We start from the raw sequence: 23,149 nt of genomic DNA, 5'->3' as shown, positions 1-23,149 counted from the left end.
CAATGGGCATGCCCCGCCCTTACGCACTTGACACACAAACTATAACCCCTTTTTCCTATGCAAATTCAAGTCACAGTTAATGGGAAAACCCGTAAGTCGGAGGTTGAAGACCGTACCTTGCTGGTTCACTACCTCCGCGACCAACTGCACCTGACGGGTACCCACGTCGGTTGCGATACATCATCGTGCGGAGCCTGTACGGTTCATGTCGATGGTGTAGCGGTAAAATCGTGTACCCTCCTGGCTGCTCAGGCCGATGGCTGCGCGGTAACGACCATCGAAGGTATGGCTATTCAGGATAGCCCAACTACCTCACAACTCCACCCGCTTCAGGAGGGCTTCAAAGAATGCCACGGGCTACAGTGCGGTTTTTGCACACCGGGGATGATTATGACGGCTGCCGACCTGCTCAAGCACAACCCCAACCCCTCGGAGGCCGAGATTCGCGAAGCCCTTGAAGGGAACATCTGTCGTTGTACGGGCTACCACAACATTGTGAAGGCTATTCAGTGGGCAGCTACGCACTCAACCAAGCCTGAGCCAAATCAGCAGGAAGAGCCCGTAGTGGCCGATGAGCACCTGTTTACCAATGATGTAACGACTGGTGAAGTCGTTGAAACCCACTAAAATGAGTTTATGGTTTTTGGTTAAGAGTTTTTGGTTGGCTGATGCGTCAGTTTTGCCTGTTCGTCAACTAACTTAAAACTATGAACCGTAAACTATGAACCACCAGAACCATGAGCAATAAATTCATTGGACAGTCGGTCAAGCGACTTGAGGACAAGCGTTTTCTGACGGGAAAAGGCCGTTATACCGACGATATTAATCTGCCGGGCATGCTCCATGCCCACTTTGTGCGTAGCCCCTACGCCCATGCCCGCGTACAGAGCATTGACACGACCGAGGCCCTGGCGATGGAAGGCGTAGTGGCTGTTTTTACCGGCGACGACGTGAAGGAGCTGAACGGGGTGCCCTGCGGCTGGCAGGTGAACTTCCGCAACGGCGAAACCATGCGTGAACCGAAGCACCCGATGCTCATTGCTACGGGCGACACCGCCAAGCACGTTGGCGACCCGGTTGCGGTAATCATTGCCGAGACAAAAAGCATTGCGACCGATGCCGCCGAAGCCGTAATGGTGGAGTGGGAGGAACTCCCCGCCATTGCCAGCCCGGCCGATGCCCTGAAGCCCGGTGCGCCCAAAGTGCACGATCAATACCCGGACAATAAGGCCTTCGACTGGACATTCGGTAACCCGGTTGAAGAGGTGGATGCCGCCATTGAAAGTGCCGCCCACGTTACTACGCTGGAGTTTGTCAATCAGCGGGTGGTGCCCAACGCTATGGAGCCGCGCGCCTACATTGGGCATTACGATACGGTATCGGACAAGTACACGCTGTATACGTCAACCCAGAACCCGCACCTGATCCGGTTGCTGATGTGCGCGTTTGTGCTCGGTATTCCCGAACATAAGGTGCGCGTGGTTGGCCCCGACGTAGGAGGTGGTTTTGGCTCAAAAATCTATCACTATACCGAAGAGGCTCTGGTAACCTGGGCGTCGAAGCAACTGGGGCAACCCGTAAAATGGACATCCGACCGCTCGGAGGCTTTCCTGATGGACGCCCACGGCCGCGACCACGTGACCAAAGCCGAAATGGGCTTTGATGCCGATGGGAACATTACGGGTCTGCGGATAAAGACCATTGCCAACATGGGCGCTTATCTGTCCACGTTTGCCCCGGCCGTGCCTACCTACCTGCACGGTACGCTGTTGCAGGGTGTGTACACCACGCCAAAAATCAACATCGACATGACGTGTGTGTTTACCCACACCGTAGCGGTTGATGCGTACCGGGGAGCCGGTCGGCCGGAGGCTACCTACCTGCTCGAACGGCTTATTGATTTGGCGGCCCTCGAAATGGGTAAAGACCCCGCTCAGCTCCGGTTCCAGAACTTTATTCCGCCGTTCGATGGCGTAACGCAACCCGGCTATCAGACGCAGGTGGCCCTGCAATACGACTCGGGTAACTACCATCCGGTGCTGGAAAAAGGCCTTGAAATGCTCGGCTACGACGATTTCCGGCAAGCCCAGAAAGAAGCCGCCCAGTCGAACAAACTGTTGGGTGTGGGTATCTCTACCTACATCGAAGCCTGCGGTATTGCACCATCGGCAGTAGTGGGAGCACTGGGTGCTCGCGCTGGCTTGTACGAGTCGGCACAGGTACGCGTACAGCCCACGGGTAAGGTAAGCGTGTTTACGGGTTCACACTCGCACGGACAGGGCCACGAGACCACGTTTGTGCAGGTGGTTGCCGACAAACTGGGCATCCCGATGGAAGATGTTGAACTGGTACACGGTGACTCCGATACCGTTGCCTTTGGTATGGGTACCTACGGCTCGCGTTCGCTGGCAGTTGGGGGGTCGGCCATCATGAAGAGTATCGACAAAGTACTGGAGAAAGGGGCTAAAATTGCGGCTCACAAACTCGAGTGCGCTGAGGGCGACCTCGAATACGGCAACGGGAAATGGACCGTGAAAGGCACCGATAAGTCGATTGGTTTTGGCGACGTGGCCCTGACGGCCTATGTGCCGCACGTGTATCCTGCAGGCCTTGAACCGGGTCTCGACTTCTCGAGCTTCTACGACCCGGCCAACTTCACCTATCCGTTTGGGTGCCACATCGCTGTAGTGGAGGTAGACAAGGAAACCGGTAAGGTGACGCTGAAGCGCATGATTGCCGTAGACGATGTGGGGAACATTATCAACCCCATGATTGTAGAGGGGCAAATTCACGGCGGTTTGGCACAGGGAATCGGGCAGGCGCTGCTCGAAGGCACCATTTACGACGAGAACGCGCAGCTGACCAACGGCTCGTACATGGATTACTGTATGCCCCGTGCCGATGACCTGCCTATGTTCGAAACGGCTAACCAAACAACGCCGTGCCCACACAACCCGCTGGGTGTGAAAGGGGCCGGTGAGGCCGGGGCCATCGGGTCGACGCCCGCCGTAGTCAATGCTGTTATCGACGCCCTCTGGAGCGGAGGCCATCAGGTGAAGGATATCCTGATGCCCCTCACCCCTGAACGCGTTTGGCGAGCTATGAACTAAAAAGAAGTTTTCGGTTTACAGTTTTCAGTTTACAGTTTGCCTGCTGGAAAGCCTGGCAGAGCAGCCGAACTGAAAACTGTGAACCGAAAACTGTAAACTCTTTCAATATGATAACATACCCTTTTCAATATAAAAGAGCCGGTAGCATTTCCGAGGCCGTTGCCCTGCTGGCCGAAGGTGGTAAAGCCCTGTCGGGTGGCCACAGTCTGATTCCGTCGATGAAATTGCGTTTGAATGCGCCCGATGCGCTTGTCGATGTGGGCCGTATTGCCGAACTGAAAGGTATTCGGCTTGACGGAAACGAACTGGTCATTGGGGCAGGCAGTACCCACGGCGACATTGCATCGTCGGGGCTGGTGCAGCAGCATGTACCCATGTTTGCCGAAGGTGCCGGCCATATTGGCGACCCGGCCGTGCGCAACCGGGGTACCATTGGCGGGTCGCTTGCCCACGCCGACCCCTCGGCCGACTGGCCCGCTATGGTTTTGGCCGCTGATGCCACCATTGTGGTAGAAGGTCCATCGGGGAGTCGCTCGATCAAAGCCACCGACTTTTTCACGAGTATGTTCGAGACGGCTCTGGCTGCCGACGAACTGATTACCGAGGTGCGGGTGCCGGTTGAGAACGGTGCCCGGATGACCTACCAGAAGTTTTCGCAACCGGCCTCGCGCTACGCAATTGTGGGGTGTGCCGTTGTGAAATCAGCCGACGGAAAGGTGCGGGTTGCGTTTTCGGGCGTTTCTGACACGCCGTTCCGTGATACCGCCGTTGAAGAACAACTGAACAGCGGCCAATCGGCTACCTCGGTGGCATCGGGTGTATCGGTGATGTCGGACCATTACGCGTCGGAGGAATACCGGCGGCATTTGGCCAATGTATTTCTAAAGCGCGCCCTCAACGCCGTTGCTTAATGCTTGTTGAAGAACACGGATAAAGCCGGCATGGTCGGTTTTATCCGTGTTCTTCGTTTTATCTGTATGCTTCCTTACTTCCCTTTTGGCGACCGGTTCAATGATAAAATGGGGACGGCTCCACTCGGCCCGACCGAGCCGCTGCTGGAAGTAGATACCCAGTATCGAGCCGAAATTGCCCTGAAACGGCAGTTGCTGGTTGCGGTTCCCGGTTACTATGCGCAAGCCTTGCCCGGCTCCGAATTGGCGCAGTGGGAAGCCGCCGAGCTGATCATGCAACAGATGGCGCGGTACTACCCCGATTCATTCTCGTTCAGCCAGCAGGCTGGGCAGTGGTTATGGAGTAATCGGATTTTAGGCGAAGCCACGGCCATCAGGTCCCATGAGGAGGGGTCGCTACCAACGTTCCCGATTGATTGGATAGGCCAACAGGTACAGGAAGACCTATTGCTGCTTTCGGGCCAAGATGTCCGGCTTGTGGCGGGTCAGTTGTGCTTTGGCAATGGCTGGTGCCTCGACGAAAAACTGGGGTTGCCTTTCTGGGAAATTCACGCGCCTATCAACCCGATTGTGACGCCCATGATGCAGGCGGCCGGGCAGTTGATGCAGCGGCTGCCGGCTGGTCGCACGGTTTGGCGGCTTAACTGGAGTATCAAAGCGAGTAATCAGCTTGATATGAGTAGTCGGCGGATGCCCGATCTGAATGGTCAGTTACAGCAACTGTTACCCGCGTTGACGCCCGAAACGGTTGGTGACCAGCTGTTTATTCGTATTGAGCGACAAACGCTTACCCGGCTACCGCGTTCGGGGAGTATTCTGTTTGGCATTCATACCTATCAGAACCGGCTTGCTGATGAACTGTCTGAACGACCCGATGCCGCCCGGCGGCTGTTGAATGTCCTGAACACTACCCCGCCCGCCATGCTCGACTACAAGGGGATTTCGCCGTTTCTGGAGCCGCTGATTCGTTTTTTGGAGCGTGATGGCCGACCGAAAATTCCTATGGGGTAAATTGCACGGACCCCAAACGGTTCTCTCCATACCCCAACATACCAACTTAATCTGTGTGCTTTTATGCCTCAACATACCCGCGAATCCATTCAGACACTCTTACAGGCTCAGGGCTACCAAACCGATCCACAGGTGGTGATGTCGGTGTTTCTGGCCATGCAACTGAGAAAACCGTTACTCATTGAAGGGCCGGCTGGTGTTGGTAAAACCGAGATTGCCAAGGTGATGGCCCGCGCCCTGAATACTGACCTGATCCGGTTGCAGTGCTACGAAGGGCTCGACGCTAATCACGCCCTGTACGAGTGGAATTACCAGCGGCAGTTACTGCACCTGAAAGTGCTGGAAGTAACGGGCGGCCAAACGACCGAAATCCCCTCGGTCGAGGCCATACAGGCACAGGAAGAAACGCTTTTCTCCGACAAGTTTCTACTCAAACGCCCTTTATTGCAGGCTATTACGCATCACCGCCCGCCGGTTTTGCTTATCGATGAGGTAGACCGGGCCGACGAGGAGTTTGAAAGCTTCCTGCTCGAAGTACTATCCGACTGGCAGATTACCATTCCTGAAATTGGCACCATTCAAGCCACCCATATTCCGTATGTGGTGGTCACGGGCAACCGCGTTCGTGAGCTTTCAGAAGCCCTCCGCCGACGGTGCCTGTACCTTTGGATCGACTACCCCGATTACGACAAAGAGCTGGCTATTGTACTCGAAAAGGTGCCGCAGATCGACAGCCGACTGGCCAAACAGATCAGCTCGTTTATGCAGGCTCTTCGTCAGCTTCGGCTCGAAAAAACGCCCGGTATTGCCGAAACCCTCGATTGGGCAACGGCCCTGGCGGCCCTGCACCTCGATCACCTCGACAAAGACCTGGTGGAGCAAACCCTCGGTGTGATTCTGAAAGATTGGAAAGACGTTCGGCACGTGCAGTTGTCGTTGAGCGAGCTGTACGAAAAAGCGGGCGTTATTTCGAAATGGGATACCCTCTGAGCCCGCCATGATTACGCGCCGAACCACCCTTTCGCATAATATCGTTGCGTTTTGCCGGTTTCTGCGGGAGAACGGAATGGCCATTGGCCCCGACGAAGAGAGCACAGCCCTACAGGCGCTGGGGCAGGTTGACCTGGCCGACCGCGACGCTTTCTGGCTGGCCTTGCGTACCGTGCTTTGCCGGCGCGTGCAGGATCTGGAGCCGTTTGACCGGTTGTTTCGGCAATACTGGAAAGAACTCGAAAAGGCCGTTGACTCGAAAATCAAAGACGACCCCAAGAAACAACGGCAGAAGCCAAAGCCCGGCCCTGATTTCAACCAGCTAAAGTCGTGGCTGTACGGCAATAAACCTTCTGAAGAAACCGAACTGACCACCTATTCGGTGCAGGAAAACCTAAGCCAGAAAGATTTTTCGGTCATTGCTGCCGACGATTTGGCCGAGGTGATGCAGCGCATTCGGGAACTGTCGCTCACAATGGCCCGACGGGCCAACCGACGATACCGCAAAACATCAGCAGCCCGGCAGTTCGACTTGCCCCAAACGTTGCGTAAAAATCTCCGGCGCGGGGGCGAGTTACTCGAAGTAGCCTACCGACGACCCCGTAAAAACCACCTCAATGTGGTAATACTGGCCGACGTGAGTCAGTCGATGGACCTCTACAGTACGTTTCTGATTCAGTTTTTATACGCATTTCAGACCGTGTACCGGCGTATTGAAACGTTTGTATTCAGCACGAGCCTCCACCGGATTACCCCAGCTTTACGCAACCGGCCCTTCGCCGAAGCCCTGAGCGAGCTCTCCGATTCGGTTTCGGGCTGGGGGGGCGGCACCCGGATCGGGGCTTCGTTGCAGCAGTTTGCCGATGAGTACCTGAATCTGGTGGATCGGCATACACTCGTAATTATCCTGAGCGATGGCTGGGACACGGGCGATGTCGATGTGCTTACCGAGAGCCTGACCCGGATCAAGCAGAAAGCCCGGAAAATTGTCTGGCTCAATCCGCTGGCGGGTAATCCTTCTTTCCAACCCAACGTAGCGGGTATGCAGGCTGCCTTGCCGCTGCTCGACGGGTTTGCACCGGTGCACAACGTAGAGAGCCTGCGCGCGCTCGATGCCTGGCTGTAGGGGTGGTATCTACAGCGTGCGTTTACGGCTACTTTTGTCTAGAAATCTACCTGTATTCATTGTGAAACGTACGAGCTTTTTCTTGCTGCTGACCCTCGTTTTTCTGGCGCCTGCGGTGGCACAGACACGCACGCCCAAAACGGTGTTTGTTATTGTGGATGGAATCCCGGCCGATGTACTGGAAAAGGCAAACACCCCGCATCTGGATAGCCTAAGCCGGGTCGGGTTTTACAAACAAGCGTATGTGGGTGGCCAGAAAGGAACGTACTCGCAAACGCCCACGATCTCGGCGGTTGGGTACAATAGCCTCCTGACTGGTACCTGGGTAAACAAACACAACGTTTGGGACAACGACATCAAAGACCCCAACTACCAGTATCCAACCCTCTTCCGACTGCTGAAAAGCCAGTATCCCGACCGAAAAACAGCCGTTTTTTCGAGCTGGCTCGACAACCGCACCAAGCTCGTTGGCGAGGGCCTGCCCCAAACCGGAAACGTGCGCGTCGATTTCCACGCTGATGGCTATGAGCTGGATACCGTTGCTTTCCCACACGATAGGGAGAAAGCGTACATGAGCCGGATTGACGACCGGGTGGTCGACGAAGCCGTGGCTTGCCTGAGCAAACAGGCCCCGGATCTCTCATGGGTATATCTGGAATACACCGACGATATGGGACACCGCTACGGCGATAGCCCGCAGATGTATGCCGCTGTTGAAAAGATGGACGCTCAGGTTGGCCGATTGAGCCGGGCCCTGCAACAACGGCAACAGCAGTTTGCTGAAGATTGGCTGCTGGTGATTACAACCGACCACGGCCGCGACGCCAAAACAGGACACAACCACGGTGGGCAGTCGGATCGCGAACGACAGACCTGGATCGTAGCTAACAAGCCCGATCTGAACGCCTACGGGAAACAACATCTGCCGGGTATTGTGGACCTGATGCCAACCATTGCCCGGCACATGTTACTCCGAATCCCCGCCGAGGTGGAGCGCGAAATCGATGGAGTGCCGCTCACCGGCCCCGTTTCACTAGCCCAACCTCAGGCAAAGCTACAGGGCAAGAACCTGCATCTTAGCTGGAAATCGTTTTCACAAACGGGCCGCGTTAAAGTCTGGGTATCGACAACCAATGCGTTTGAAACCGGCGGTACAGATCGCTACCAATTGCTCGGCAAGGTACCATTAGGGCAGGAGCAGGCCGTGTTTTCGCTGGAAAAGCGCCCTTCGTCGTTTTACAAAATCTGGCTACAAGGCCCTGCCAACTCCGTTAACCGCTGGATTGTGCTGAAATAACGTACTCGTAGCGCGGGTGGGTGGCGGAAGTCCTATTTTTATTGAGGAGTCTGTACAACGGAAAAAGGTTACGCTCTTCGGTTCGTATGCTTGTGTCGATAAACCTCAGAAACCCTAATCACGATGCAATCAACTAGCAAAACCGTGAACGACTACATCGACTCGCTACCCGACGACAGGAAGGCAGCTATCAACCAGCTTTGCGACGTTCTTCGGCAGCACTTACCCGCTGGCTTTTCCGAGGAAATGAGCTACGGAATGATCGGGTACGTGGTTCCCCACGCGCTTTACCCGGCCGGTTACCACACTAACCCGAAACTACCGCTACCGTTCATCAATGTGGGTTCGCAGAAGAATTACGTGGTCTTGCATCACGTTGGCCTGTTCCTCGACCAAGCCCTGCTCGACTGGTTTGTCGGAGAATATCCGAAACACAGCAAAACCAGACTCGATATGGGCAAAGGGTGTATCCGCTTCAAAAAGCCAGACCAGATTCCGTACACGCTCCTGGCCGAACTCGCTGCCAAGTTGACCCCCGAAGGCTGGATAACGATCTACGAACAGCAGCGAAAGGCCATAAAGTCAGACAAATAGGGAATTGGGGGAGTGCGGGACGCTGGAACCCACACCGTTTCCCCAATTCCCTGGCTCCCCTTATTCTCCCAACCTGATCTTGCCATTGGCAATGTAGATCACCTTGCCGGGTGGGTTAATAATCAGGCGTAGGGCGTTGCCGGTGTAATTGGCCGAGACGGTTACGGTATGCGTAATCGTGACCGCATCGGCGGCTGTTGGTACCCGCCCCTCCAACCAGGTGGCCGGGTCTGACCACAAGCCGTGTTTGACGCTGCTGACTGTGCCTCCGCAGTTGGCGGTATTTGAGCTAATCGTTATCGTACCGGTAGCTGAGCAGCCGTTGCTGGTTGCTGTAACCGAATACGTACCGGCCGTACTGACCACCACCGAGCTCGACGCTGGGCTTTGGCTCACCACGCCCGGCCCGGCAAATACGTAGCTGCTGGTTGCGCCCGCGCCCGTTTCGTTGGCCGTCAGGGTTAGGCTGGTTTGGGCGCAGGTAAGGGTAGTGCCGGGGCTGGCCGATAGCGCCACGCTGTACGAGCCGCAGCCGGTGGTAAAGCTAAACGGCGCGTTGGTAAGCAGGCCCGGAAATTGCCCCCCTGAACTGTTGCTGAATGTACCAGCGTCGGCCCGGAGTGCATAGCCTGTGTTGGCCGAAAGTGGCTGAGCGGGCGTAACCACCCAGATTGTAGCCGTGCCCGATACCTGCGAACTGCTTACCGCAATCGTTTCTACCGTTGTGTTGTCTGAGGTACGCACCAGTAGCAGATTGCCGGTACCCTTTGTAACCGACTGGTCAAACACGAGTGTCAGACTGGTGGCGGGCGAAACGCCAGTAGCCGCGTTGACGGGCGTGGTGGCAATCAGGGCGGGGGCATCCGTGCGTGTCAGCACCAGTTGGCCAAAGGTGGTAAGGCCACTGCCGGGAAACTGCACACTGCCTGTTGGCGAGCCCGTAACCGCGCTGGCGGGTACGTCGCTCAGAAACCAGTTGGTTAGGTGGCTGTTCTGCGGGCGCGCATACAGCCGCTGACTGCCGGGCGTATCGAGGTCAGATGGGGCAATGGGCATACCATTGACGATGAGCGAAACCAGGGGTGAGAACGTTTTGCTGGTGCCCCAGTTGCGGACGATCCAATAATTCCCCGCTACCGAAGCCGAAGGCGGCAGATACGGTTTTTCGAGCAGTCGGTAGGCCGTAACGGCACCGGCCGCATACGTACCCGAAGCGGGCAGGTTGAGCGTCAGCCCGGCGCCCGTAAAGGATTTGGGACCCGCCGATGCAACCGAGGCCATCGTCTCGCTAAGCCCCCCGCTAAACGGCCCCGTCGATTCGATCCGGCTTACGGCACCGCCCACAAAACTGGCATCGCGTGTGCCAACCCGGTCGAAGATCAGTGTACCCGATTCGTTGAACTGATAATAGCTCATCAGATCAGGGTCGGCCTGAACGGGGTATTGCGGGTTATTTTTTGTCAGGTGCATCATTCGCCTGATTTCATCGTCGGTCAGAGCGCGTTTGTAGATGGCTACCTCGTCGATGTCGCCAATAAATGTCCGGTACCACTCGGGGCCCCCGGCCATTGTACCGATGGTTACATTACCGACAAACGAAGCCGGTACTACGGTTCGGTTTGTGTGTGTAGCCCGAACCCCGTCTTTCAGCACCGAAATAGCATTGGGTTGTACTACCAGGGCTATGTGTGCCCAGACGTTGGGTTTCAGGTAAAGCCCTGAGTTGTACCACCACTGCCCATTAGGATGATGATACCCAAGCTGTGTACTGTCGGGGTTCACATCCCGAAGGTTCAGGTGGACCAAGCCGGTGGTTGTGCTCAGCGAGAGCATACCCGCGTAGTCGACCTGGGCGCCGTTTAGTTTCACCCAGGCCATCATGGTGTACGTGTTGGTGTTGGCCACGTTCGGAACGGGGCCCTGTACGTAGCTGTTCTGCGCGGTAATCTGCATTGCTTTGCCGCGTAGAGTGTCGGGGCCACAATAAGCCGCTGTCACCGAAATAAAGTCGGTCAGCGTGTGGGTTGAGCTAACACCGTTGGCATCGGTCACGGTGAGCGATACGTCATACGTGCCGGGGTTAGCGTACACCACTTTTGGGTTTTCGGCGGTTGAGGTAGCGGGTGTGCCTCCTTCAAATGTCCAGGCGAACCGAGTATCAGTTGTGCCTTCGTAGGCCGAGTAATCCCGGAAATAAAGCGTATCGCGGCACGTACCGGCGGTGTTTTTGTCAACGGCAATGAGCGCGTCGGCGGCTGACGAAAACGCCAGTTCATGCTCAAACGCCCCTCTCGACGTACCCATGCGGTAGGCTTTTTTGTCTGGTACCACATAGGCCGACGTAACGTATCCCAGCATGGGCAAGCCCGTACCCAGCATGGCCCACGCGCTCATGCTGTTGTCTCGGTACCACACACCTCCGCCATCGGTGCTTACGTACACCCCACCATTGGTGCCCCGCTGCATAGTGATGTTAGAGGCAGCAGGCGAGGGTAAACCCGTGCTGTAGTTGGTCCAGGTGGTTCCGCCATCGGTCGATTTGACGACTTTGCAGGTGGTTTGCACCTGCCCGTAGCTCAGCCATACCACCGAGCCGTCCTGGCTAACTTCAATATCGGAAATGTTGGTTCGGCCGCCGGTAATGGTTGTGCCGGGCGTCAGTTTGGTGAAGGTAGCGGCTCCGTCGGTGCTTTTGTAAACGTCTTTGTTGTTGGTCAGTACGAAGAAAACAGACGGGTTTCGTAGCGGTTGTTTCACCCGCGTGATGTTTTCGGGGAACGTGTAAAGCGTGCCTGCCAGCGAGGCCATATTGTCGTTGGAAACCAGCAGTTTGTTGTCTTTGAAAGGGTACGACTTACCGTAAATATTGGGGTGAACGGCATGGTACTTGAGCGACGAAATTGAGTTGTTGTCGATGGGGTACGATTTGTCGAAGGCGGCTTCTTTGGTCACCATCCAGTATTTCCGGTACACGTCCATCGCGTAAATCCAGCGAGGCTGTACAGGGTTAATGGTCAGGTCTTTTGAGTCGGCTCCACCGTCGTGTTCCCAACCCTGATCCCCGTCGAACCAGCGCACTTCCGTAGGGCCGTGATCGTCGCCGGAGGCTACCACATCACCCTTAAAAGCCGCACTAAAGCCCCACAGATCAATAGCACTGATCCATTCGCCCGTGGGCTGAATGGTGGCCATACCGTCTTTGGAGATGTGATTACCCCCGTCCGAAGCAATCAGCAGCAGGTTGCCCACACTCGACAGGCAGCGCACGTCGGCGTGTACGTAGTTGACGCAACTCGTGTAACCGGGGTTGTTGGTGAAAAAAGTCAACCCACCGTTGGTCGATTTATGCACCTCGCCCGACGCATAGCCACCCAGATACAGCACCGTTGAGTCGGTTTGCGATACCGTACAATCGTCGAGCAGATGCCCCGTCACCGGGTAGGGAATGGCCTGGACCAGATCGCCGTTTGTGTTGTATTTGACTATGTCTTTGGTGGCGCCAATGGTGGTGCTTGAACTCAAATCCTGAAACAGGTTGAACAGATAGATTTTGTCGGGGGCCGCGGGTGAAATCTCCATTTTTACCGGTCCGTTGGTAGTGGTCTGGGTGACGCCATTCACCACCCGGCTCCCCGGAATCAGCACCGACCAGGTTTGACCAAAGTCGGTGGAAACCTGCACCGTGATGCGGTTGGTGGTGGCTTCGCGGGCGGCCAGATATACCACATTGTTGTTGGTGGGGTGAAAACTCAGGCCCGCAAAGTTGTATTTACGACCATACAAGCCATTGGTAGAATGCTGGTTCTGGCTATAGTTCGACCCGCCCGTTGCGTTGTTAAATACGATTGCCCAGGTTGCTCCACCGTCGGTTGTTCGGTAGATTTTTTGCCCGTAACTGGCCAGCAACAGGTTGGTGTCGTGGTTTGAGGGGGCTACGAAATACGCCCGTTCGGTGGGTTTCTCTACGTAGTTCAGCCCACTCACCAGCGACCAACTATTGCCTGCATTGGTCGATTTGAGCAGACCCGCTTCGGTGGCCGCAAACACGAGGTTAGGATTTGCTCTGGAAGCTTTGATGTCGCCGTAATACACATCGCGGTTGGCGTAGGTGTTTTTCCCATTCGGAAACTCGGCATCGGTCAGTTTCCAGGTCGCGCCCTGATCCTGACTTACCCATAGCCCCCCGTACGATTGCCCAGCGTACAGATTCTGGGTGTTGTAGGGGTTGATATACACCCGATCGTTGAATCCGCCCGACATGTACGGCTGGTTGTAGCAACTCTTGTCTTTGCCATGATACGGCCCAATCATCCGCCACGTACCCACCTGATCATTCCAGGCCGGGTAGGGTGAAACCCCGGCTTGCCGGGCATTGGCTTTGGGCGTATTCCGCTGCATGAGCGCCTGCGTTTCGGTAGGAGGCACGGCATCAACGACCACTTCGCCGTTGGCGTTCAGGTAATTGCGGTATACTTGGAGCCATCGCAAAACAATATTTCGCTGAGGGCTTTTCTCTAACCCATGCGTACTAAAAAATTCGTCGTACAGCTTTCTGACCTTGTAGTAGTTGGGCGTGGGCTTCAGCGTTTCAAGATACCAGTCGGTAGTGGAGTGATCGGTCTTGGTGTACTTGATAGGGGGGAGTTCCTGAGCTATAGCAGCTCCAACCGACAGGGCCGTCAGCAGCATCAGGGCGATGTAGCTGCGACCAATAAGCCGAATGAAAACAATCATTGGAAATGGTAGAGAACTTTATTGATAAATAGGTACGGTGGTAATAGGGAAACAAACGGGTTGGGAGCTGATGACCAGCTAACGGGCTGTTATCGCCCGCGTCCGGTTGCCCGCCGAATGACGCCATAGACGATGAGGCCCAGCACCGCAGCCGCAGCCAGCCATTTCAGGGTTGTCAGAACTGAACACAGGGCAGCAACGGTCGGCGAGGTAGCTGGGTAGCTCTTGAGCAAGTACACAATGCAGGCGTTTTCGCAAAAGTCAAAAAACAGAACACTCAGGGGCAGCAAATTGACCTGAGCGAAAGGTGCATACGGCCGTTTTCGGAAAAGCAGAGATAGCACCGTAGCCAATAAAAACGTGTAAACAATCGGGTAAATCAGATCGATGGTTAGCTCCCCCTGAGCATAGATCGCGCGTCCCTCGGGTCCGTAAGCGGCCACCATCTGCATGATTCGGTCGGGGTTATAGCCAAACAAAAGGTCAATGGGACCAATGGGCTGACCGGCCAGTTTATTCATTTTCTCTTCCAGATTCCTGAAAAATAAGGTCGGAAAAGGGAGGTAGAGCAGGGTAGCCAGCCAAAGGGTTTTGCGAGAGGCAGTCCGGTACAAAAAAGCAGATAGAGTCTGGAGCATAGCCGAAAGGAGTTTTTGACGATACCATAAAAGGGGCTGGTGCCACGCACCAGCCCCATCTGATTCTGTTGGCCTGTTTAGGTGTGTCGTTGACCTGCAACCCGGCCCAGCACCACGGCCAGTCCTGCAAAAGCCAGCGCCCCCAAGAGCATATAGCCACCTTCGCCGAGCGTTTCGGCCAGCGCCGGTTCGAGCGATAGGCCCGCCAGCACATTATACACGGTTTCGTTGACCGATAACAGCGCTACTGCCACCCCCGCAAGGGCGCCACCCGCTACAAGGCCGGTGGCAAACAGGTTGCCTTTACCGAGGTCTTCCGGTTCGTCGTTATGATCTGCTGCGCCCTGGTTCCGGCGCCGGTTGTTCCAGTCGGTGAAAGCCTTAACAAGCCCACCTGCAAAAATGGGGAGGGTAGTGGAGAGCGGCAGGTACAGACCAACCGCAAAAGCCAGGGCGCTCACCCCAACCAGCTCGAATACAAAGGCCAAAAACGCGCCCACCAACACAAACTGCCAGTCGAGGTTGAACGAGAGCAATCCTTTGATGAGGGTAGCCATCAGGGTGCCTTGCGGGGCCGGAAACTTGTCGGAACCAATAGCATGATTGATGCCCTGCGCCACCAGATCGGGGGTGGGTGTATCGAGGACTTTAACTGTAGCTCCAATCACCAGCGACGAAACAATAACCCCGATAAACAGGGCTATTTGCTGATACTTGGGTGTTGCCCCGACAATGTACCCTGTTTTAAGGTCCTGAGAGGTGGCCCCGGCCGTAGCAGCCGCCACGCAGATCATACCCCCCACTACGAGTACGGCGGGCTCGTAGGCTTGTCCCGTGAGCCCGAAGGCAATGAAAACAAGTGAGGTGCCCATGATGGTGGCAATGGTCATGCCCGAAACCGGCGACGACGACGACCCGATTAAGCCAACAATTCGGCTGGCTACGGTCACAAAAAAGAAGCCGAACACCACTACCAGTACGCCGATGAGCAGCTTGGTCAGCAGCGAATCGCCGGGGATCTGGGGTAAAATGAGCATCAGGGCCACCAGAGCGAGGCTTCCGAACACCACGATTTTGATGCTTAAATCCTGCTCAGTTCGGCGGGTGCCCCCTTCCCCTGTCCCTAAAGCAAGGGAAGTACCCCCACCGAAGCTGGACCGAAACGACGAAATAATGGTTGGGATGGTTTTGATAAGGGTCATGAACCCGCCGGCGGTTACGGCCCCGGCTCCAATCTGCCGGATGTAGGCCCGGTAAATAGCCGCGGCCGTATCGGTAAAGGTTTTGGTTTGCGGATTCCACCCGCCGGGCCCGCCCGCCGTTTGCAGATCGGTGAGGTAACCCAGCTTGATGAGTTGTGCGGCAATGACTTCGCCCGGCACCAGCGATGCCAGCAGCGGAATAAGACCCAGCCAGGCCAGAATACCCCCGCCCACCAGTACGGCCGAAATGCGGAAGCCGATAATGTACCCCACGCCGAGGTATTCGGGGGTGATTTCGCCCGAGACCTGCGCCGACGGGAAATAGCGGTTGGTCTGTTTGGTCGCCCATACGGGTACTTCGGCAATCAGGTGCAGTACTTTTTGCAGCAAGGCATACACCAGAGCTATGCCCAGACCCTGATAGGCCGTTTTGGCAAAGTCGCCCCCGCGCTCGCCCGCTATCAGTACCGACGCGCAAGCCGTGCCCTCGGGGTAGGGAAGGGTACCATGTTCCTGCACAATGAGCGACCGGCGGAGCGGAATCATCATTAATGTACCAACCAGGCCGCCCAGGATGGCCAGGGTCAGAATGGTCCAGTAATTAAAAAAATCGGCTCCTACGCCCCCGGTTAGAAACAGAAAGCCCGGCAGGGTAAATACCACTCCGGAGGCAATACTCTCGCCCGCTGAGCCGGTGGTCTGGATAATGTTGTTTTCGAGAATCGTCGTGTTCAGAAACCGGCGGCCAAACGAAATGGCCAGCACGGCAATCGGAATCGAAGCCGATACCGACAAACCGGCTTTGAGCGACAGATAAACGGTGGCGGCCCCGAACAAGACGCCAAAAAGGGCACCTGTGATAATGGCTTTGAGCGTAAACTCAGCCGGTGATTCGTTATCGGAGATAAAGGGTTTAAAGTCGGACATACACGAGAGGATAAGGGTAAATGACTTGCTGAGGGCAAGTTATACGTTTTTCGGGGTTTTCCGTCGGTGGGCCGAGCTGCACTATCCAAACAGATTTTGCCTGTAAAGGCATAAAAGAAGCCGAAGCCAGATTGGCTTCGGCCCACAAGGGTTTAGGTGATATCAAGCAATGGCTAATTCGATGCTATTGGGGTCGAGCAAGCCACTTAAAAATCTTCTTCCATAGAGAATTTCTTTTCTTCAACTACTTCAACCGGGGCGGCTTCGCCAGCTTCGGGTTGAGTCGCCTTGGCTTTCATGGCCCGGAATTTAGCCATTACCTCGCCCCGCTGATATTCGCCAACCCGCTTCTCGAAGAAGTTAGTTTTGCCTTGCAGCGAAATCATATCCATGAAATCGAACGGATTCGATACGTTGTACACCTTGCGCAGCCCAAGCGAAACCAGCAGGTGATCGGCGACAAACTCGATGTACTGATTCATCAGGTCGGCGTTCATACCGATCAACGATACCGGCAGTGCATCGGTTACGAATTCCTGCTCAATCGCGACGGCATCCTTAATGATGGTGTACACCTGCTCTTCGGGCAGTTTGTGCTGAATGTGGTCTGTATAAAGCAGACAGGCAAAATCGCGGTGTAAGCCTTCGTCGCGCGAGATAAGCTCGTTGGAGAACGACAGACCCGGCATGAGGCCCCGCTTCTTGAGCCAGAAAATCGAGCAGAATGAACCCGAGAAGAAAATACCTTCTACAGCTGCGAAGGCAATAATCCGCTCCGCAAACGAACCGTTGCTGATCCAGCGCAGTGCCCACTCGGCCTTTTTCTGCACGCACGGAATCGTATCGATGGCGTTGAGCAACCGGTCTTTCTCCGCAGCATCCTTAATGTACGTGTCGATCAGCAGGGAGTAGGTTTCCGAGTGGATGTTCTCCATCATGATCTGGAAACCGTAGAAACACTTGGCTTCGGCATACTGCACCTCCGACAGGAAGTTAACGGCCAGGTTTTCGTTCACGATTCCGTCGCTGGCGGCAAAAAAGGCCAGTACGTGTGAGATAAAATGGCGTTCGTTGTCGTTAAGATTAGCCCAGTCTTTCAGATCCTGACCAAGGTCGATTTCCTCAGCGGTCCAGAATGAAGCCTCGTGGGTTTTGTAAAACTCCCAAATGTCCCAGTGTTTGATCGGAAAAAGTACAAAGCGGCCCTTGTCTTCTTCTAAAATTGGCTCAATTGCGGTTAACTCTGCCATGGGGGCGTATATCGTTTTAAGGCGTGATGAATAAGGTAACCGGCGGGTAGCCGGAAGTTCCTGTTCAAGTCGTATTGTTCCCAAAGTTAACCGTTTCGGGAAGACGATCAACCCGCAAAAACTTTACTTTATGTGGGTGTGCAGAACCCCATTTTACTAACCCGAACGGAATCAGGCAATTGCCTTTTTTGATAGAGGGGTACCTCTTAGAATAGTCCAAAAGATTTTTGATTGAGATTGATTTTCAATTAATTATGATTATGTATAGTGCTTAGCACTATACACTTTTACTTAAGCATTCTATTTTTGCGGTATGAATACACCCTCTGTGGCGACGCCGATTAGTGCCGTTCTGATCACCCTCAATTCCGAGCGTTTGCTGGGCTCCGTTCTCGATGCCCTGCAATGGTGCGCTGAGATTGTGGTAGTTGATTCGGGCAGTACCGATAGCACCCTTCAGATCGCCCGCGAACGGGGTGCCCGGGTGTTGCATCGCGACTTCGATGGGTTTGGTCCCCAGAAACGTTTCGCGGTGGCGCAGGCCGTGCACGATTGGGTGCTCGTGGTTGACGCCGATGAAGTAGTGACCCCCGAGCTACGGGCCGAAATCCAGAACCGGGTAGGCCGTGAAGAAGGGGTAGTGGGTTACAACGTACCGATTTCGCTTATTTTTATGGAGCGACTCATGCGCTACGGTAGTGAGTACAAGATGCCGCACCTTCGGTTGTTTAACCGGACGTTTGGTACGTATAATCTGAGTCATGTGCACGAGGATGTGGAGTTAAGCGGGGGGCGGGTGCTTACGCTGAAAGACCATATGCTACACGACAGCTACGGGTCGATGCACGAGTACTTCGAAAAGCTGAACCGCTACACCACGGCGGGCGCTCGTGAGCTCGACCGGCGAGGCCGCAAAGCCTCCACGGCTCAGGTCGTATTTCGGTTGCCGCTAACGTTCCTGAAAGAATACCTGCTGAAAAAGAACATACTCAACGGGTACCCAGGTTTTGTGTGGTCGTTGTTTTCGGCCATGTACCCGGTGGTGAAATACGCCAAGCTGCACGAGCTTCAACAAAAAAGGCCGTCCCCGGAGGAACGACCTGTACGCATGTATGAAAACAGGACCCATTAGGTAGTCCCGAGTAGGGCTCGGCGGGAGTCGGAGGTAGTTGTGAGGAGAATGGGGAAACATATACCGCACACGACCCATGACAGCAGCTAAGCGCCCACAAACGCCTTAAAAAAGATCTTTGATGTCGATCCGACGGTGCAACTGATCTTCGCTGTTGAGCGGCAGGTACACCATCACCCGGCCGTCTTCATGCACGGCCTCAATTTGCTCTGCATCCACAAACGTGGGAATATCCAGCACCCGCAGGAACATCGGCACAGCCAAACGCTGTGGTTGCGCGTCGGGATCAAGAATATCGTAGTCCTGCCGGGCCGATTCGCCAACGAGCAGTGTGTACAAAACCAGTTTATTGCCTTCAATCAGAACATTGAAAGAAGTGGCACTGACGCCAGGGGCCGACAACGTAATGACCAACCGGTCGTCTTCCCGGTCCACGTTCATCGTCGTCATGCTCGAACCGCCGTAGAGCGTATTGAGAAGGTCAATCTGACCTCCCGTTCCGCTGAACACATTGTCTATCGCTCTCATCGGTATGTGTTGTTTACTGTTCGAAAGAGTATTATTCAACTATCGTGCCTTCGCTCAAAGAGCGACAAGCTGTCCGACTTTTTTAGCTCAAAAAGCCTTTTTCGGCCGTTTTGGCGTATTTTTAACCGTTTCTTGTACTATAACTTACGCGTAACTGTACTGTGTGGATTTTTATCGTGTTGCTTTTTGGGGTGCTTCTGTGGTTAAACTTCCACAGCCACCGCCCCAGCCTGCGGGTTTTGATGTACCATAAAGTTGACCCGCTCACGCCTGGCTCGCTTACCGTGACGACCGAACAACTGCGTCAGCACATCACTTACCTGCAAACGTCGGGTTACCAGTTTGTAACGCTGAACCAGGTGCTCGGCTCCGTTGCTACCCCCGCTACGGCCCTGCCGCGCCGGGCCGTGCTACTCACCTTCGATGATGGATACGAAAATAACCTGACCTACGCCGTGCCGATTCTGCACGAACTGTCTGTGCCAGCTACTATTTTTGTGCCCACCGCCTACGTCGGGAAAACCAACGTCTGGGATGAAGGTTCCGACGCTCTTTTGACCGTCGAACAGCTCAAAGGTTTAAGCGAAGCGGGCATAGCCCTGGCGTACCATACGCACGAGCATCTGAACTTCAAAAACGAAACAGGTGCGCGTATCCGTGCCGATCTGGAGCAGAGCCATGTTGAAGCCAACCGGATGGGTTTGCCGATGGCACCAGCGTTTTCGTATTCGTACGGCGGTCGGCCCAAAAATCCGGCCGACCGGCAGCTGATGCGGGAAACAATGGCGCGGCTGGGGATTAAACTGGCGTTTCGGATTGGAAACCGGATTAACCCGTTGCCCCTGCGCGACCTCTACGAGCTGAACCGGATCGACGTACGCGGTTCCGAATCGTTTGCCCGGTTTCGGCGGAAGGTGAAATGGGGTAAACTGGTATAAAACAGACATCATGCACATTAAAATAGGAACACGCGCGAGCCGATTGGCGCTCTGGCAGGCCGAACATATTCAACGACTACTGGAGGCCGGAGGGCTTACGTCGGAGCTGGTTTTGATCGAAACCAAAGGTGATCAGATTCTGGATCGGTCGCTGGCCAAGATCGGCAGCAAAGGCGTATTTACACAGGAACTGGAAGATCAGCTCCGGGCGGGTACCATCGACATCGCCGTTCACAGTGCCAAAGATTTACAATCGTCGTTGCCGGCTGATCTGGGCATTATCGCCTTTACGGAGCGCGAGCAGGTAGCCGATGTACTGGTGAGCCGCAACAACGCCCTGTCACTCACGAGTGGGCAACCGTTTGTGATTGGTACCTCGTCGACCCGGCGGGTAGCAATGCTCCGCCATTATTGCCCGCACATCAAAGTGGTCGACATGCGCGGAAACCTTCAAACCCGGCTTCGGAAACTCGACGAGGGGCAGTGCGATGCGCTGCTGCTGGCCTTTGCGGGTGTGCACCGGATGCAGTACGACGACCTGATTGCCGAACACCTGCCTGTGGCCGACTTTACGCCCGCCGTGGGGCAGGGGAGCATTGCCATCGAAGCAGCTCATACCTTACCCCTCGACAAGCTGGAGGCCGTTCGCCGACTGACCAACCACGAACCTACCGAAGCCTGCCTGAAAGCCGAGCGGGCTTACCTGCGTCGGCTCGAAGGTGGTTGTAGCATTCCGGTGTTTGGGTTGGCAACCTGGGCGGGCCAAAACGTGAGCCTGACCGGCGGAATCATCAGCCTGGATGGCACCCAGATACTCCGCGAAACCTTCGCGGGGCCACCCGCCGAAGCCGAGCAGTTGGGCAATCAACTGGCCGAGCATATTCTGGGGCTGGGTGGAGCCGAGATCCTGCTTAGTATTCGTGCCAATCTGTAACCAAGCCCAGCCATGACCATTCGCATTGCCCAAACCGAAGCCGACCTCCGTGCCTGTTTGCCCGCCCTGCTGTGCCTGCGCCCTCAGCTGGAGGCTGAAGCCGTGCTGGCGTCGCTGCAGGACCAACAGGCACACGAGCGGTTTTCGGTGGCCTTTGTCGACGGGGGCGATGCACCGGCCCCGGCCGTAATTACCTACCGGCAATTGACCTTGCTCGTTTCGGGCAGAACAATTTATATCGATGACCTGACCACGTTGCCCGAAGCCCGTGGCAATGGGTACGCCGGGGCCTTGCTCGATTTTGTGATCGAACAGGCTCGTCAGCTCGGGTGTAAAACCGTTTCGCTCGACTCAGGGCACGGCCCCGACCGCGCTGACGCCCATCGACTGTACCTGAATAAGCGGTTTCGGATCAGCAGCCATCATTTTTCACTATCCTTGTAGCCATGAATCTCTTCAAAATCAGTTGGAGTAACCTCCGCGACAAGCCCCTGAGCAGTTTTTTGAGCGGTTTGCTCATGACCCTCGGCATCGCGATTATTTCGTTGCTCCTGCTGCTCAACAAGCAGCTCGACGAGCAGTTTCGGAAAAACATCCGGGGAATTGATATGGTGCTGGGCGCCAAAGGAAGCCCGCTGCAACTGATTCTGTCGAGCATTTATCAGATTGACTCGCCGGTGGGCAATATTCCGCTGGCCGAAGCCGAGCGGCTTACCCGCAACCCGATGATCAAAACGGCTATTCCGTTGGCTCTGGGCGACAACTACCGCTCGTTTCGGATTGTGGGAACCGACAAGCAATACCTCGATCACTACGAGGCCACAGTAGGGCAGGGTAAGCTGTTTGCCCAGCCGCTGGAGTGCGTTATTGGTCCGCGTGTGGCTGGGGCGACGGGGCTGAAAATCGGCGATACGTTTGCCGGGTCGCATGGCCTCGACGAAGCCGGTGAGGCCCACGAGGATGCCAAATACAAGGTGGTAGGAATTCTGAATCCCAGCAATACGGTTGCCGATCAGCTGATTCTGACCCCGGTGGAAAGCGTGTGGTCGATTCATGACGAACACGGGCACGAAGAACACGCCGATGAGCACGAGGCCGAGGCAACCGCTGGTGGAGCGGCCGTGGAAGAAGAACACGACCACGACCATGAAGGCCACGACCACGAAGAAGGGGAGGCCCATGAGGAAGAGCGCGAGATTACGAGCATGCTCATCAAGTTTCGGAACCCGATGGGTATGATGCTGGCGCGCGGCATCAACACCAACTCGAAACTACAGGCGGCTATGCCCAACATTGAGGTAAACCGGTTGTTTGAGTTGCTGGGTGTGGGTGTTGAAACGCTGCGGTATCTGGCACTGGCAATTATTCTGGTGGCCGGTATCAGTGTGTTTGTGTCGTTGTATAACTCGCTGAAAGAGCGTCGGTACGAAATGGCGTTGATGCTGTCGATGGGGGCTACCCGCACGCAACTGTTTCTGATGCTTCTGCTCGAAGGGCTCGTGCTGGCTCTGATTGGCTTTGTGGCCGGATTACTGATAAGTCGCCTGAGCCTTTGGGCTATTTCGGGCTACGTGCAGGGCAACTATCATTATGACTTGACCAGTTTCAATATTCTACCCGAGGAATGGTACATCCTGGGGGCTGCTGTACTGATCGGGCTGGTGGCGGCCGCGTTGCCGGCGCTCGGCGTTTACCGCATGAATATCTCGCGGACGCTGGCGGAGGAATAAACCCAAACCATGTTTGTGGTTGTCGAAGGCTCTCCCGTTGATAGGGAGAGCCTTTTTGTTTGGGTAAGATGCCGCACAAAACGACTTATGCCCCATA

18 protein-coding genes are annotated in these 23,149 nt (G+C 55.4%); 13 read left to right on the top strand and 5 right to left on the bottom strand.

Features of this window, described 5'->3' with window-relative positions; all coding sequences use genetic code 11:
- Positions 1 to 57: 57 nt before the first annotated feature.
- The 8 genes from F5984_RS05060 (at position 58) to F5984_RS05025 (ending at position 9,039) form a co-directional block, all read left to right on the top strand.
- Entirely contained in the window at positions 58 to 627 is a 570-nt protein-coding gene (locus F5984_RS05060) for a (2Fe-2S)-binding protein (RefSeq protein ID WP_152123216.1), read from the top strand.
- A gap of 110 nt (positions 628 to 737) precedes the next feature.
- On the top strand, positions 738 to 3,110 hold the full coding sequence (locus tag F5984_RS05055) for a xanthine dehydrogenase family protein molybdopterin-binding subunit (protein ID WP_152123215.1): 2,373 nt from the start codon (positions 738 to 740) through the stop codon (positions 3,108 to 3,110).
- 107 nt (positions 3,111 to 3,217) lie between these two features.
- Positions 3,218 to 4,021, top strand: coding sequence for an FAD binding domain-containing protein (locus tag F5984_RS05050; protein ID WP_152123214.1), 804 nt, complete (start codon positions 3,218 to 3,220; stop codon positions 4,019 to 4,021).
- Between the two features lie 66 nt (positions 4,022 to 4,087).
- Positions 4,088 to 5,032 (top strand): heme-dependent oxidative N-demethylase family protein, encoded by a 945-nt coding sequence (locus tag F5984_RS05045; protein ID WP_185155425.1) that lies wholly within the window; start codon positions 4,088 to 4,090, stop codon positions 5,030 to 5,032.
- A 63-nt stretch (positions 5,033 to 5,095) separates the two neighbouring features.
- Positions 5,096 to 6,022 carry an AAA family ATPase gene (locus tag F5984_RS05040; protein WP_152123213.1) on the top strand — a complete coding sequence of 309 codons (927 nt, stop codon included), beginning with the start codon at positions 5,096 to 5,098 and terminating at the stop codon, positions 6,020 to 6,022.
- Between the two features lie 7 nt (positions 6,023 to 6,029).
- Entirely contained in the window at positions 6,030 to 7,148 is a 1,119-nt protein-coding gene (locus F5984_RS05035) for a vWA domain-containing protein (protein WP_152123212.1), read from the top strand.
- Between the two features lie 58 nt (positions 7,149 to 7,206).
- Positions 7,207 to 8,445 (top strand): alkaline phosphatase family protein, encoded by a 1,239-nt coding sequence (locus F5984_RS05030; RefSeq protein WP_394367394.1) that lies wholly within the window; start codon positions 7,207 to 7,209, stop codon positions 8,443 to 8,445.
- A 123-nt stretch (positions 8,446 to 8,568) separates the two neighbouring features.
- Positions 8,569 to 9,039, top strand: a complete 471-nt coding sequence (locus F5984_RS05025; protein WP_152123211.1) for a DUF1801 domain-containing protein — start codon at positions 8,569 to 8,571, stop codon at positions 9,037 to 9,039.
- A 60-nt stretch (positions 9,040 to 9,099) separates the two neighbouring features.
- Here the strand turns inward: F5984_RS05025 and F5984_RS05020 are convergent, their stop codons facing one another.
- The 4 genes from F5984_RS05020 to F5984_RS05005 form a co-directional block, all read right to left on the bottom strand.
- Positions 9,100 to 13,773 (bottom strand): LamG-like jellyroll fold domain-containing protein, encoded by a 4,674-nt coding sequence (locus F5984_RS05020; RefSeq protein WP_152123210.1) that lies wholly within the window; start codon positions 13,771 to 13,773, stop codon positions 9,100 to 9,102.
- A gap of 89 nt (positions 13,774 to 13,862) precedes the next feature.
- Positions 13,863 to 14,411, bottom strand: a complete 549-nt coding sequence (locus tag F5984_RS05015) for a hypothetical protein (protein WP_152123209.1) — start codon at positions 14,409 to 14,411, stop codon at positions 13,863 to 13,865.
- Between the two features lie 77 nt (positions 14,412 to 14,488).
- Positions 14,489 to 16,540, bottom strand: a complete 2,052-nt coding sequence (locus tag F5984_RS05010; protein WP_152123208.1) for an OPT family oligopeptide transporter — start codon at positions 16,538 to 16,540, stop codon at positions 14,489 to 14,491.
- A 206-nt stretch (positions 16,541 to 16,746) separates the two neighbouring features.
- A complete protein-coding gene (locus tag F5984_RS05005) occupies positions 16,747 to 17,790 on the bottom strand; it encodes a ribonucleoside-diphosphate reductase small subunit (RefSeq protein ID WP_152123207.1) in 1,044 nt (347 codons plus the stop codon).
- A gap of 313 nt (positions 17,791 to 18,103) precedes the next feature.
- On the opposite strand from F5984_RS05005, the gene F5984_RS05000 reads away from it, so the two are divergent.
- A complete protein-coding gene (locus F5984_RS05000) occupies positions 18,104 to 18,922 on the top strand; it encodes a glycosyltransferase family 2 protein (protein WP_152123206.1) in 819 nt (272 codons plus the stop codon).
- Positions 18,923 to 19,027: 105 nt separating this feature from the next.
- On the opposite strand, the gene F5984_RS04995 is transcribed toward F5984_RS05000, so the two are convergent.
- On the bottom strand, positions 19,028 to 19,450 hold the full coding sequence (locus tag F5984_RS04995) for an Hsp20/alpha crystallin family protein (RefSeq protein WP_152123205.1): 423 nt from the start codon (positions 19,448 to 19,450) through the stop codon (positions 19,028 to 19,030).
- A gap of 242 nt (positions 19,451 to 19,692) precedes the next feature.
- Between F5984_RS04995 and F5984_RS04990 the strand changes: the two genes are divergently transcribed.
- From F5984_RS04990 to F5984_RS04975, 4 genes are read left to right on the top strand one after another with little or no spacing between them, the layout of a single operon-like run.
- A complete protein-coding gene (locus F5984_RS04990; RefSeq protein WP_185155424.1) occupies positions 19,693 to 20,388 on the top strand; it encodes a polysaccharide deacetylase family protein in 696 nt (231 codons plus the stop codon).
- Between the two features lie 10 nt (positions 20,389 to 20,398).
- The gene (gene hemC, locus F5984_RS04985) at positions 20,399 to 21,322 is read left to right on the top strand and encodes a hydroxymethylbilane synthase (RefSeq protein WP_152123203.1); all 924 of its coding nucleotides are present in this window, start codon (positions 20,399 to 20,401) and stop codon (positions 21,320 to 21,322) included.
- A gap of 12 nt (positions 21,323 to 21,334) precedes the next feature.
- Positions 21,335 to 21,766: a GNAT family N-acetyltransferase gene (locus tag F5984_RS04980; protein WP_152123202.1), complete on the top strand. Its 432-nt coding sequence runs from the start codon at positions 21,335 to 21,337 to the stop codon at positions 21,764 to 21,766.
- A 2-nt stretch (positions 21,767 to 21,768) separates the two neighbouring features.
- Entirely contained in the window at positions 21,769 to 23,052 is a 1,284-nt protein-coding gene (locus F5984_RS04975; protein WP_152123201.1) for an ABC transporter permease, read from the top strand.
- Positions 23,053 to 23,149 lie beyond the last annotated feature (97 nt).

Origin of the sequence: Rudanella paleaurantiibacter (assembly GCF_009184635.1) — a bacterium.
Taxonomy (GTDB): Bacteria; Bacteroidota; Bacteroidia; order Cytophagales; family Spirosomataceae; genus Rudanella; species Rudanella paleaurantiibacter.
Note: the sequence above shows the minus strand (reverse complement) of the source record. Positions and strands in the feature narration are given on the sequence as shown.

Bases quoted from the DNA above. Each gene is read 5' to 3' on its own strand.
- F5984_RS05005 (WP_152123207.1), bottom strand. From the start codon at position 17,790: ATGGCAGAGTTAACCGCAATTGAGCCAATTTTAGAAGAAGACAAGGGC.
- F5984_RS05010 (WP_152123208.1), bottom strand. From the start codon at position 16,540: ATGTCCGACTTTAAACCCTTTATCTCCGATAACGAATCACCGGCTGAG.
- F5984_RS05015 (WP_152123209.1), bottom strand. From the start codon at position 14,411: ATGCTCCAGACTCTATCTGCTTTTTTGTACCGGACTGCCTCTCGCAAA.
- F5984_RS04975 (WP_152123201.1), top strand. From the start codon at position 21,769: ATGAATCTCTTCAAAATCAGTTGGAGTAACCTCCGCGACAAGCCCCTG.
- F5984_RS05055 (WP_152123215.1), top strand. From the start codon at position 738: ATGAGCAATAAATTCATTGGACAGTCGGTCAAGCGACTTGAGGACAAG.
- F5984_RS05020 (WP_152123210.1), bottom strand. From the start codon at position 13,773: ATGATTGTTTTCATTCGGCTTATTGGTCGCAGCTACATCGCCCTGATG.
- F5984_RS04990 (WP_185155424.1), top strand. From the start codon at position 19,693: ATGTACCATAAAGTTGACCCGCTCACGCCTGGCTCGCTTACCGTGACG.
- hemC (WP_152123203.1), top strand. From the start codon at position 20,399: ATGCACATTAAAATAGGAACACGCGCGAGCCGATTGGCGCTCTGGCAG.
- F5984_RS05060 (WP_152123216.1), top strand. From the start codon at position 58: ATGCAAATTCAAGTCACAGTTAATGGGAAAACCCGTAAGTCGGAGGTT.
- F5984_RS04980 (WP_152123202.1), top strand. From the start codon at position 21,335: ATGACCATTCGCATTGCCCAAACCGAAGCCGACCTCCGTGCCTGTTTG.
- F5984_RS05000 (WP_152123206.1), top strand. From the start codon at position 18,104: ATGAATACACCCTCTGTGGCGACGCCGATTAGTGCCGTTCTGATCACC.
- F5984_RS05045 (WP_185155425.1), top strand. From the start codon at position 4,088: ATGCTTCCTTACTTCCCTTTTGGCGACCGGTTCAATGATAAAATGGGG.
- F5984_RS05025 (WP_152123211.1), top strand. From the start codon at position 8,569: ATGCAATCAACTAGCAAAACCGTGAACGACTACATCGACTCGCTACCC.
- F5984_RS05035 (WP_152123212.1), top strand. From the start codon at position 6,030: ATGATTACGCGCCGAACCACCCTTTCGCATAATATCGTTGCGTTTTGC.
- F5984_RS04995 (WP_152123205.1), bottom strand. From the start codon at position 19,450: ATGAGAGCGATAGACAATGTGTTCAGCGGAACGGGAGGTCAGATTGAC.
- F5984_RS05050 (WP_152123214.1), top strand. From the start codon at position 3,218: ATGATAACATACCCTTTTCAATATAAAAGAGCCGGTAGCATTTCCGAG.
- F5984_RS05040 (WP_152123213.1), top strand. From the start codon at position 5,096: ATGCCTCAACATACCCGCGAATCCATTCAGACACTCTTACAGGCTCAG.